The 11913-nt window shown below is 69.4% G+C and carries 7 protein-coding genes and 1 tRNA gene (1 of these 8 running past the window's edge); 2 read left to right on the forward strand and 6 right to left on the reverse strand.

Annotated elements, in window-relative coordinates; translation table 11 throughout:
• The 5 genes from BLT28_RS11640 to BLT28_RS11660 all read right to left on the reverse strand — a co-directional run.
• Positions 1 to 3593: the beginning of a non-ribosomal peptide synthetase gene (locus BLT28_RS11640; RefSeq protein ID WP_083383719.1), read on the reverse strand. 27187 nt of this gene lie to the left of the window's left edge; only the first 3593 of its 30780 coding nucleotides appear in the window; the start codon lies at positions 3591 to 3593; the stop codon falls past the left edge of the window.
• 87 nt (positions 3594 to 3680) lie between these two features.
• Positions 3681 to 4844 (reverse strand): cytochrome P450, encoded by a 1164-nt coding sequence (locus BLT28_RS11645; RefSeq protein ID WP_052407966.1) that lies wholly within the window; start codon positions 4842 to 4844, stop codon positions 3681 to 3683.
• A gap of 2 nt (positions 4845 to 4846) precedes the next feature.
• Positions 4847 to 6085, reverse strand: coding sequence for a glycosyltransferase (locus BLT28_RS11650; RefSeq protein ID WP_030432490.1), 1239 nt, complete (start codon positions 6083 to 6085; stop codon positions 4847 to 4849).
• On the reverse strand, positions 6082 to 7398 hold the full coding sequence (locus tag BLT28_RS11655) for a glycosyltransferase (RefSeq protein WP_030432489.1): 1317 nt from the start codon (positions 7396 to 7398) through the stop codon (positions 6082 to 6084). Before BLT28_RS11655 ends, BLT28_RS11650 begins: the two co-directional genes overlap by 4 nt.
• Complete coding sequence (locus tag BLT28_RS11660; RefSeq protein WP_322788490.1) at positions 7370 to 9091, reverse strand: ABC transporter ATP-binding protein; 1722 nt, start codon at positions 9089 to 9091, stop codon at positions 7370 to 7372. Before BLT28_RS11660 ends, BLT28_RS11655 begins: the two co-directional genes overlap by 29 nt.
• A 1561-nt stretch (positions 9092 to 10652) precedes the next feature.
• Here BLT28_RS11660 and BLT28_RS11665 point away from each other — a divergent pair.
• Positions 10653 to 11063 carry a hypothetical protein gene (locus BLT28_RS11665; RefSeq protein ID WP_030432487.1) on the forward strand — a complete coding sequence of 137 codons (411 nt, stop codon included), beginning with the start codon at positions 10653 to 10655 and terminating at the stop codon, positions 11061 to 11063.
• On the opposite strand, the gene BLT28_RS11670 is transcribed toward BLT28_RS11665, so the two are convergent.
• Positions 11060 to 11320: a hypothetical protein gene (locus BLT28_RS11670; RefSeq protein WP_083383720.1), complete on the reverse strand. Its 261-nt coding sequence runs from the start codon at positions 11318 to 11320 to the stop codon at positions 11060 to 11062. The genes BLT28_RS11665 and BLT28_RS11670 overlap by 4 nt on opposite strands.
• Positions 11321 to 11640: 320 nt before the next feature.
• Between BLT28_RS11670 and BLT28_RS11675 the strand changes: the two genes are divergently transcribed.
• Positions 11641 to 11714 (forward strand) — tRNA-Arg (locus BLT28_RS11675).
• Positions 11715 to 11913 lie beyond the last annotated feature (199 nt).

Genomic DNA, 11913 nt, shown 5'->3' on the forward strand with positions numbered 1-11913 from the left:
CAGTAGGTGACCTGCTCGTCGATCGGGAGTCCGCGCTGCCACAAAGCGTAGTCCGCGTACTGGACTGGAAGGTCGGCCCAGTCCGGCGTGGCCCCGGCGACGCGCGCGGAGTAGGCCGCCCCCAGGTCCCGCGCCAGCGGCCGCATGGACCAACCGTCCGCGGCGATGTGGTGCAGCAGCAGGAGAAGCACCGATTCGGTCGGCGATACGTGGAACAGTGCCGCGCGGATCGGGAGCTGGCTCGCGAGGTCGAATCCCTGGCGCGCGGCAGCCTCGACCGCACCGTCCGTCGCCTCGTGAACCGTCCACTCGATCTTGGCCTCACCGGCGTCGATGACGACCTGGTGGGGCTGACCGTCGATCTCCGGGTAGACGGTCCGGAGGGCTTCGTGCCGCCGAACGACGTCGCACAGCGCCGCGGAGAGGGCGTCCTCATCGAGAGCACCGTTGAGCCGCAGCACGATCGGCACGTTGTAGGTGGCCGACGGGCCTTCGAGCTTGTGCAGGAACCACAGCCGTCGCTGCGCGAAGGACAGCGGAACGACCTCGGGACGCGGCATCGGCGCCAGAGCCTTACGTGCGCCCCTCGCTTCCCGCACGACGGCTGCGAGTTCGGCGACCGTGGGCGCGTCGAACAGGGCACGGATCGGCAACTCGACGTTCAGCGCGGCGCGGGCCCGGCTGACCAGGCGCGTCGCGAGCAACGAGTGCCCACCGAGGTCGAAGAACCCATCGTCGATGCCCACGGAGGACACACCGAGCACATCCGCAAACAGTCCACACAGGATGGTTTCGGTCTCGTTCCGAGGCGTGCGCGAGGACGTCTCGTACACCGGAGCGGGCAGCGCCTTCCGGTCCGTCTTCCCGTTGGGTGTCAGCGGGATCTCATCGACCACCACGACCGCGGACGGCACCATGTACTCCGGCAGCCGCTCCGCCAGCGCTTCCCGAATCCCGGTGGGCGCACCGGCCTTCGGGACCACGTAGGCGACCAATCGCTTGTCACCCGGACGGTCTTCGCGGAGCACGACGACGCCCTGAGCGACACCGGAGCACTCCGACAGCGCGTGCTCGATCTCGCCCAGCTCGATCCGGAACCCGTGCAGCTTCACCTGGTCGTCGGTGCGGCCGACGAACTCCATCAGCCCGTTGTGCCCCCACCGGACGACGTCCCCGGTGCGGTACATCCGCGCGCCGGGCTCGAACGGGCTGGCCACAAACCGTTGCGCGGTCAGGGAAGGTCGATTGCGGTAACCCCGTGCCAGGACATCACCGGCGATGTAAAGCTCTCCAGCGACCCCGGGTGGAACGGGGCGCAACCACGCGTCCAACACGTACAACCGCGTGTTCCAGATCGGGTGCCCGATCGTGACCACACCCGACGGCACGGGAGAACCAGGCTCGATGCGGAACTCCATGCAGCCCACGGTCGTCTCCGTGGGACCGTACTCGTTGACGACCGTCACGCCAGGGTGCTGAGCGCGCCACTCCTCCAACACCTCACCGAGCAGCGACTCACCACCGAGCACGAGCTGCCCGGACGGCGACATGGACTCATCGGACGCCAACAACAGTGGCAAGTGGCTCGGCGTCGCCTTCACGAAGGTCGGCCGCACCGACGCGTCCGCGGCCAGCTCGACGCATCCGCCCGCGGTCAGGGTCGCAAACAGACCCGTGACAGTCAGGTCGAACGCCACGGGCGAGTGCACGAGCGAACGCCCGGTGACGGCGGGGTAGGCCGAGTGCGTCCATCCCAAGTAGACATTCAACGAAGCGTGCTCGATCACGACGCCCTTGGGCCGTCCCGTGGAGCCAGAGGTGAACACCACGAACGCCGGATGCGACATCCGCAAGCGCGAGACCCTCTCCCCGTCGACGACATCGGCCGAGGACAGGTCAGCGCAGGAGGGCTCCGAGGTCAGCACGAGCGCGGGCTTGGCGTCCTCCACCATCACCCGGATCCGCTCCTCCGGATAAGCCGGATCGATCGGCAGGTAGGCCGCACCCGCCTTGAGGATGCCCAGCAGCACAACGGGAAGCTCGACGCAGCGATCCATGATCACGGCGACGACCGACTCCGGCCCGATGCCGGAGGCGATGAGCGAACGCGCCACGCGGTTGGCCCGGGCGTTCAGCTCCGCGTAGGTCAGCGAGGCACCACCGGCGACCACGGCGACGGCGTCCGGCACCCGCAGCACCTGCGCCTCGAACCGCTCCGGCAACGTCAACGCGGGCATCTCCCGAGCGGTGGCGTTCCAGTCCACCAACATCCGCTGCCGCTCCACGGAGTCGAGCAGGTCGACGTCGCCCACGGTGCGATCACGGCCGGAGACGAAGCACTCCAGCACGCGCAGGAACCGCCGCTCGTGCGCGTCGAGGTCCGCAGGCCCGTGCAGTCCCGGGTTGACGTCGATGTCGATGCGCAGGCCGGAGCCATCGGAGCGGTCGTACATCGACACGGACAGGTCGTCCACCACGTCGGCGACGAGGTTGTGCGTGGTGACCCGGTGCCCGCCGAAGCGCAGGTCGTAGTCGAACGCCATGATGTTGATCTTCGGGCCGATCAGCGTGCGCAGCGTGTCGGCCAGGCCCAGCTCGCGCACCAGGTCCGCGCCGCGGTAACGCTGGTGCCGCAAGGCCATCCGCACGTCCAGCGACACCTGCCGGACGAGGTCGCTCAAACGCGTGTCCGGCCGCACGTCGACCACGAGCGGCAGCATGTTCGACACCATGCCCGGCAGGCCGCGCAGCTCCGCGTCGGTGCGCGCGGTGACGGGGAACCCGAGCACCACGCGCTGCTCGCCGGTGAGCCGGTGCACGTAGGCGGCGGTCGTCGCGACCAGCAGCGCGGCGGGCCGGGTCCGCTCAGCCCGCGCCGCCGCTCGCAGCTCGGCCGCCCGCTCCTCGGGGAGGAACACCGATCGGCGCAGGAACCGTTCGGCCGCCCGAACCCGTTGCGGGGCACCGATCCTGGTGGCCTCGGACAGTCCGGCCAGCCGCTGCGCCCAGTACTCGCGGTCCTTCTCCGCGGTCTCCGAGCCGAGGTAGTCCAGCTCGCGGTCGACGAGCCGGCTCAGCGAACCGAACTCCGCCGCCGCCGGCTCCTCCCCGGCCACCGACGCGGTGTAGACCGCCGCGACGCGCCGCGCGACGAGTGCACCGGCGGCGGCGTCCATGACGATGTGGTGCACGCTCTGGTACCAGGCGAACAGCTCGGGCCCGAGCTTGAGCAGGGCGTAGGAGAACAACCGGTCGGTGGCGAGGTCGTTCGGCTGCGACAGCTCCGCCCACATCCACGCCTCGGCCGCGGCCACCGGGTCCGCTTCCGCGCTGAGGTCCACGACCGGGAACTCCCAGCCTTCCCAGGGTTCGAGGACCTGTCGGAGGACACCGTCGTCCTCGGTGAACCGGACGTGCAGGGCCTCGGTCTCAGCGACGGTGCGCCGCATGGCCGCTTCGAACAGCACCGGGTCGACCGCTCCGTGGATCAGCAGGTACTCGCCGATCCGGAAAAGGGAACGGTCCGCGTTCAGGTGGTGCAGCAGCCACATTTCGCGCTGCGCATTCGACAGCGGCAACTCGACCGATCGCATTCGTCCTTCTCCCCAGTAAGAACGCAGCTCGAACAAGCCTTTCCACTCCAGCGCGGAAAAGCGCCTACCCCATCTCCCCTGGAACGATCAGCGCCGCATCGAGACCACGAGCCTTTCCGGGCCCCGGAACGTCACGTGCCGCCGGTAGCGCAGCGAGTCCGGGTCCAGTTCCGCGTCCCCGAGCCGCCTGGCGACGGCGTCGAAGACCAGGCTGCCCTCCAGCCGGGCCAGGCTGGCGCCGAGGCAGTAGTGCGGCCCGAGCGAGAAGCCCAGGTGGTCCGGCTTGCCCCGGTCCAGCCGGAAGGTGTCCGGGTCGGCGTAGCGCTCCGGGTCCCGGTTCGCCGCCCCGACCAGCACCAGCACCCATTCGCCCGCGCCCACCGGCACCTCGCCGACGACCGTGGGCTCCGCCGTGATCCGCCAGACCAGCTGCACCGGCGGGTCGTAGCGCAGGGTCTCCTCCACCACGGCCGCGCTCAGCCTCGGGTCGGCGCGCAGCCGGGCGAACTCGCCGGGGTTGCGCAGCAGCGCCAGCACGCCGTTGGAGATCAGGTTCGTCGTGGTCTCGTGCCCGGCCACCAGCAGCGTGCCCACCGTGGACAGCAGCTCCCGCGAGGACAGCGCCTCACCCTGCTCCTCGACCTGGACCAGCCGGGACAGCAGGTCCTCGCCGGGCTGCCGCCGCCGGTGCTCGATCAGCTCGCGGAAGTAGTCGTCGAACTCCGCGCTCGCCCGCTCGATCCGCCCGCGCTCCCCCGCCGTGACGTCGAAGTCGAAGGTCCTGGTCAGCAGGCTGGACCAGTGCCGAAGCAGCGCGCTGTCGGCGGTCGGGACGCCCAGCCACTCGCTGATGATCGTCACCGGCAGCGGGTAGGCGAGGTCCTCGGCCACGTCGAGGGTCCCGCGTTCCTCGGCCGCGGTGAGCACGCCGTCGATGATCTCGGTGATCCTCGGCGCCAGCACCGCGATCGCCCGCGGCGTGAACGCCTTGCCGACCAGGCGCCGCAGCCGCTGGTGGTCCACCGCGTCCAGGCCCTGGAACGGGGTGAGCGTGCCGTCGCGCAGGATCGTCTCGGCGTCGGCGTAGCGGCCCACGAGCACGGTCCTGCCGTCGGCCATCGGGTACGGCGAGCGTTCGCGCAGCGAGGCCAGCAGCGGGTACGGGTCGGCCCGCACACCGGGCTCGTGCAGCGCGGCGAACACGTCCGTCGCGGCGGCGACGGCAAGCGAATTGTCCTCGCGGATGTCCATGGCTACCCGTTCTCCAATGCCTTGGCCACATGTCCGAAGGCGTCTTCGGAATTCACGCTCTCCGCGATCTGCTTCGCTTTCTTTCGATAGTACGGCTCCGCCACGGCGCGCCGGACGAGTTTTCCGAGACCGGCCGTGGTCAATTCGGCTGCAGGAATCCATCCCGGACTCGTGCCGATCTTTTCCAGGCGCCGCGACCAGAACGGCTGGTCGCCGAGCACCGGAACCGAGACGGTGGGCACGCCCGCGCGCAGCCCGGCCCCGGTGGTGCCCGCGCCGCCGTGGTGCACGACCGCGGCCATGCGCGGGAAGAGCCAGTCGTGCGGCACGTGGTCCACCGTGAGCACGTCATCCCCGTGCGCGGACAGCCCGGCCCACCCCGTCTGGAACACCGCGCGCGTGCCCGGCGGCAAGGCTTCGAGCACCAGCTCCGACAGCGGTTCCCCCTTGCCCGGGCTCATGCTGCCGAAGCCGACGAAGACCGGCGCGGGCCCCGCGTCGAGGAAGTCGACCAGATCGGCGGGCGGCTGCCAGTCCGGCGAGCGGTGCGGCCACCAGTAGCCGACGACGTCGGAGTTCTCCCGCCAGTCGTGCGGCCGCGGCAGCAGGGTCGGGCTGTAGCCGTGCAGCACCGGCCAGCTCAGGTCGGCCACGGCGGCGTCGTAGACCGGCGCCAGCCCCGAGGGCTTCAGGCCGATCCGCTTCTGGAAGTCCCGCAGCGCCGAGTCGACCGGGGTGCGCACCCGCGAGACCACCTGGTCGACGAGCCAGTGGAAAGCCTTGGCCACCAAGCTGTTCGTCGGCTCGCCGAGGGAGAACTCGGTGGTGGGCAGCATCGGGAACAGTTCGAGGCTGTAACCGCGGATGCCTCTGGCCTTGGCCAGCAGGTAGCCGTGGAACATGGTGCCGCGGTTGAGCAGCAGCACATCGGCGTCCTCGGTCGCGGTGATCATCCCTTCGCCGACCACCTCGACGAGCGTGCGCGCCAGGCGCAGGTTGGCGAGCATCCCGCGCAGCCCACCGCCGCCGCGCTGCAGTTCCTCGCCGTCCTCGGAGGCCATCGCGGCCTGGATGTCACCGGGGATGAGCCGGAACTCCGCGCCGCAGCCGCGCACCATGTCCGCGAACAGCTCCTGCGTGGCGATGGCGACGTCGTGTCCCTGGTCGATCAGGTGGGCGGCCAGCCCGGTGTAGGGCGCGACGTCCCCGGTCGAACCGACCGCGGCGATCACGATCTTCACACGGCCTCCTTCGTCCGGTGGTGGACCCGCTCCAGCAGGGCCACGGCGGTACCGGTGCCGTCCTCCGCGCGCACCCGCTCCCCCAGTTCCCTTGCGGTGGAGGCGATCCGCTCGTCCTGGGCGATCTTCCGGAGCGCCGCGGTCAGCCGGTCCACGGTCAGGTCGCGCTGGCGGACGGGCTCCGGCGCGGCCCCCAGGGCGGACAGCTGCCGTCCCCACTCCCCTTGCTCGTTGTAGAACGGCACCACCAGCTGAGGAATCCCCGCCGCTGTGACGGCGTGCGTGGTGCCGGTGCCTCCGGCGTGCACCGCAGCCCGCACCCGCGGCAGCAACCAGCCGTAGGGAACCGATTGCAGGACGAGGATGTTGTGGTCCGGCTCGTCGATGACCACGCCTCCGTCGCCCTCGACGACCACAGCGCGGACGCCCGCCGCGGCGATCGCGGCTCGCACGATGCGACCCTTCTCGCGCGGGTCCGCGCCCGCGATGCTGCCGAAGCCGACGAAGACCGGCGGCTCCCCCTCGGCGAGGAAGCGCTCCAGCTCACGCGGCGGCGTCCACGCCGGGTCTGTGGGCAGCTCCCAGAAACCCGTGGTGTGCACCCATTTCGGCCAGTCCGGCGCGGGCGGAGCAAGGTGCGCGCTCAACGCGTTCAGCACGGTGACCGGCCCGCCACCGGGAGCGGCGAGCATGTTCGACTGACCGCGCCTGCTCGGCAGGCCCAGCTCCGCCGCGCGCCACCGCGACGTCCTCCTGGTGACCACACTGGACCGCACGAGAACATCGGAGATCTTGTGCGACAAGAGGTTCAGTGGCTTCGGCAGCTTCATCCCGGCCGGAACGAGCCCGCTCGGGTAGTACCGCGACGGGACGACGTCGGCTTCCAGGGACGTGAGCACCGCGGGCACGCCGAGCCACTCGGCCACGTAGTGCGCGTGGAGGTCCCGGTAGACCACCAGATCCACGCGGTCGTCGGCGGCGTTCTTGACGTCGTTCATCATCGTCGGCAGGACCTCGTCGAGCAGCTGCGCCTTGATCTCCTTGAGACCGCGGCGTTTGCGCTGCCGATCCGCGCGGGAGCCCTTGACCTTGCCGTTGTCCTCGATGATCTCGCGGATGAGCGGGTGCGCGAGCATGTCCGTCTGCGCGTTGGTGCTCGGGGCGAACTCGACGCCCAGCCCGGAGATCCACGAGCCGAACTTCTCCGGCGCGCACAGCACCGCCTCGTGCCCGGCGGCGTTCAGGGCGCAGGAGAGCGCGAGGTAGGGCTCGACGTCACCGCGACTACCGTAGCTTTGCACCAACACGCGCACGGTGGGCTCCTTCCTCGAAGTCGGCGGGGATGTGCAACGCCTTCACCAGCTCCGCGTAGAGCGCGTCGGTGCGCAGCAGCTGCACGTGCGTGCCCCTCGCACGCACCTTTCCGTTCTCCAGCAAGAGAATCGTGTCCGCATCGACCACCGTGGACAGTCGATGGGCGATGGTCACCACGGCGCCGTGCCGGGCGCGCCGGGTGATGAAGTCGTGGATCGCGGACTCGGTCAGCCCGTCGACCTGCGCTGTGGCCTCGTCCAGCAACAGCACGTCCGACGGCCGCAGGATCGCCCGCGCCAACGCGATCCGCTGCCGCTGCCCACCGGAGACCGACGAGGAGGACAGCGGCGTGTCCAGCCCATGCGGCAGCGCGTCGATCACGTCCTCCAGCCGCACCCGGCGCAGCGCCCGGTGGATCTCGGCCTCGCTCGCGTCGGGATGGGTGAACAGCAGGTTGTCCCTGATCGTGCCGGGAACCACCGGGGTTTCCTGTTCCACGTAGGCGAGGCGGCGGCGGATCTCGTCGTGGCTGTAGCCCGAGTACGGCCTCCCGTCGAGCAGGATCAGTCCGGACCGGGGCTCCAGGAACCGCAGCACCAGCGCGAACAGCGTGCTCTTGCCCGCACCGGAGGGACCGACGACGGCCGTGTGCCCGTAGCGGGGGATGTCGATGTCGATCCCGCTGAGCACCGGCTCCAGCCCGGGACCGTAGGCCGCGGTCACCCCGCGCAGCGCCAGGATGGGACGGCTCAGGTCCACTGTGGACTCCGCCCCGGTCTCGGTCCTGCGCTCGACGGACTCCTCGACCTCCAGCGCGTCCAGCTCCCGGATGCGCGAGGCCGCGACCACGCCGGACTGCAGGGTGCTGATGTTGTGGGTCAGCTCGGTCAGCGGGTCGACCAGCTGGAAGGCGTAGAGCAGGAAGGCGATCAGGCTGGAGGTCTCCAGCAGCCCGAGGTTCACCCGCCAGCCGCCGACCCCGAGCACCAGGATGATCGCGAACTGCAACCCGGAGTTGGAGATGCCCGAGGCCGTGGCCTCCTTGCGCACCGCGCGAATGCTGTGCTCGGTCGACTCCTCGGCGTCGGCGAGCACCCGGTCGGCCTGCCTGCCCTCGGCGCGACTGGCCTTGACCGTGCGCACCGCGCGGAGGGTGCCCTCCAACAGACCGCCGAGCCTGCCGATCGAGTCCTGGGCGCGTTCCTGGGCCTTGGCGATCGCCGGCATCACCGTGCTGAACAGGACGATGATCACCAGCACCGCCGCCAGCGTGGAGGCGAGCAGGACCAGGTCGAGCACCGCCATCATCACCAGCGTGCCCACCAGCATGATCGTCCCGTTGACCAGCCCGATCACGCTGCTGGACGCGGCTTCCCGCAGCAGCAGCGTGTCCGAGGTGACGCGGGTGACCAGCTCCCCGGTCGGCCATTTCGCCAGCCCGCCCACCGAGACCCGGAACAGCCGCCGGATCATCGAGCGCCGCGCTTCCAGCACGACGCGCTCAGCGAGGGAACCGAGCAGGACCCACTGCCAATACCGCACCGCCGAGCTGAACACGAGCACGCCCAGCAGCACCGCGATCGGCTGGACCAGTGACGCAGCGGAACCGACCGAGTCCAGCACCCACTTGGTGACCATCGGCGTCGCCAGCCCGGCCGCCGTCGTCAGCAGCGACAGCACCAGTCCCAGCACCAGCGTCCTCGCGTGCGGCCGTGCGAACGACAGCAGCAACCGAAGCCGGGAAGAACCGGGTCCGCCCGACCCGTCCGATCCCATAGAACCCGCAGCCCCCAGTCATCTCCCCAGGTCGGACCGCCCCGTTGCCCACCGGGTGTCCGACCTGGGCGAAGCTAACAGCGCCGTCGAGGACGTCGCTGACGTTTCACTAAACCTTCCGCGTTTCTGCCCCACTTACAGGCGAAGCACCCGCACAATTCTGCTCACTGCTCGTGACTCTCACTACGCCACAAGTGGTTTCAACGCCACGAACGATGTACCACAGATCCACTCCGCGCCTGTCCCCCGTTTCAGGGGCACGTGAAGTCCCGGGGGAGGCCGTCAACGGGATTAGAGTCGATGTGCGGCGAAGGCGCGCTCCACGGCATCCACTGTGGACACTGCACGCGTCGACGAGGGAACCGAGTCCTACAGAAATCCTGATTCAGTCGCGGCCAGAACGGCACCGCGTCGGCGATCGGCTCCAGCTCCGTCTCATAGACCTTGCCCCGCGGTGTCGTCCACACGTGCCGCCCGTCCGGCAAGTTCTCGCACTTCCAACTGGACTCGTGCTTCATCCGGTGGTGGTGGCACTTCGGCCGCAGATTCCGCACTGTCGTATCCGTCCCGTCAAAGGACAGCAACGGTCCAGATCGCAGCGGTGCGCGGGCTGTTGGCATCCGATCGCCGTGCACGTCGGGTACCGGGCCGCGACCAACTCCCGCCGCTTGGGGCTCGGCCGGTAGACATCGCTGCTCTCTTCGCACGGCCGGTGACGGGGTCGGCGAATGGCGATGTTGACCCGCACCTGCCCTTGGGGAGCAGGTTTCCTTGGCCATCAAGATTCATCGCCACAGCGCAGCGCTTCTGATCCAGGGTGCGGTCGTCGTTGGGGAGCGCCCGCGCGATGCGGTCGTAGGTCAGCGCGGCGCCGAGGGCGGGCATCAGAAGCCGCATCGAGCACATGCCGTCATCGAGGTTGCGTTTCTCCACCCCCGTTCTTTGCGTTTCTCGTCGTGGCGACGGGCAGCGGCATGCGGGTCGAATTTGTGGATCACCGTCTGAGCATGACGACGAACGAGGTGAATGTGCGCGTCGGGGCATAATCCAGGAGGTCCTTTTCGATGATCGCCGCGTGCCCGAGGAAAGGACACTCACCTGGTCGAGGACCAACTCGGGACCAACCTCGGACCCCATGTACTGGTAGTCACGATCAGCGACGCCGTCCATGTAGCGACGGAGGACGATCGCGAGTTCAGCCTTCGCGGAGTTCAGCTTCCGACAGGCGTCCTTGGTCGCGTCGAGAAAATCATCAGAGGACATACTCCCGCTTAGCCGGAAAACTGAACGCGGGCCGCCGCTGAAAGAGGGGGTCAGCTTTACCTGGGGTGCGCGTGCCATACGCTTGTCGCGAGGACCGGGTTTCATCCCGTGCCCTCCGTGAGGCCCGAGGACACACGCAAGGGGCCCCAGGTCAAGCCGACCCCGCGCTGGTACCAGCGCGCCCAGGAAGCCGAGAAGACGCCGGAGCACCGTGATGCTGTCACAAGAGTGGACCCACAGCGGCTACGTGCCAGTCGGCCCCCGGGACTACCTCGACCGTTTCCTCCACGAGTTCGGTCTGACCGCCGACGACGTCCGCGACAGGATCACCCTTCGCCCAACCACAGGCGAGGACGAGTGGCTGGTGCACGAATCCCTGCTGCGCTCGCACGGCGAGTTCCCCTGCGCGGGCGACGCGGAAGCTCTGGAGTTCTGCCGCGAGATCGTCAACGAGATGGTGACCGAGCTGGGGTTCACCCGCGCCGAGGCGGTGGCGCGGGTGAACCGGCAGTGGTCCGATCCCGGGCCGGATGGGCGGACGCCGCGAGTGTGGATCGTCGGCCTGGACATCGCCTACCACGAGGACGCCGCCTACTGGGCGCGGCACATGTCCTCCGACTCCTAACAGGAGTTGTGCGTCGACTTGAAGAACTGGCCGCTCAGGTAGTGGGCGTTGTACGAACGCCACCCCGCCCCCGAACCGGTGAGGTACATCTGGAACGCCATCTGGCGCGACTGGTCGTTGATGACTCCGGTCCCGCCGCAGTACGTCTCGATCGTCAGCTGTGCGGCGGGCGCGGGCGCCGCCCCGGCGACGCCCGGCGCGACGATCGCACCGAGAGCCGCGAGTCCCGCGACGACGGTTGCCTTGGAACGCTTCATGTTCACCCCCTCAAGATCGGTGACCTCGAACGTAGGGCGGCTCGGCGAAGAGGGGCAACGGACTCGTGGCGCGCTTGCACTCCCGTCGAAACGATGTGCCGGATAAGTGTTTGACGCACTCGGCATCGCGGGCCAGGATGATTCCACCGAACAAGCCGAGGAGCGGACATGACCAGCACGCCGAAGCGACCGACGCAGCGACGTCGGCCCGTCGCCGTGGTCGTCACCCGCGCGTGCTCCCCGCCATGACCTCGACGATGTCATGACACGGGAGCCGCCCATCGGGAAACCGATCCGGGCGGCTTCTTCGTTGAACGCCGATCCCCGTAGCTCAGGTGGACAGAGCGCCGCGCTACGAACGCGGAGGTCCCAGGTTCGAGTCCTGGCGGGGGTACCGGGCCGGAGCGCGCCTCGGGCGCTCCGGGCCCTCACGGGTGCGAGGGGCATGGCGACCCCACCTGGTTTGGGATCAGGAGTCACCGCGTTCGACTCGCGGGCATCCGACGACGCACACCGCCCCACCTGCGCCGACATGATCTTGACCGGCGTTGTCAGGGGTCGCCCGTAGGGTCACCCGCGTTCCACCGACAAGG

The organism is Allokutzneria albata (assembly GCF_900103775.1).
GTDB lineage: Bacteria > Actinomycetota > Actinomycetes > Mycobacteriales > Pseudonocardiaceae > Allokutzneria > Allokutzneria albata.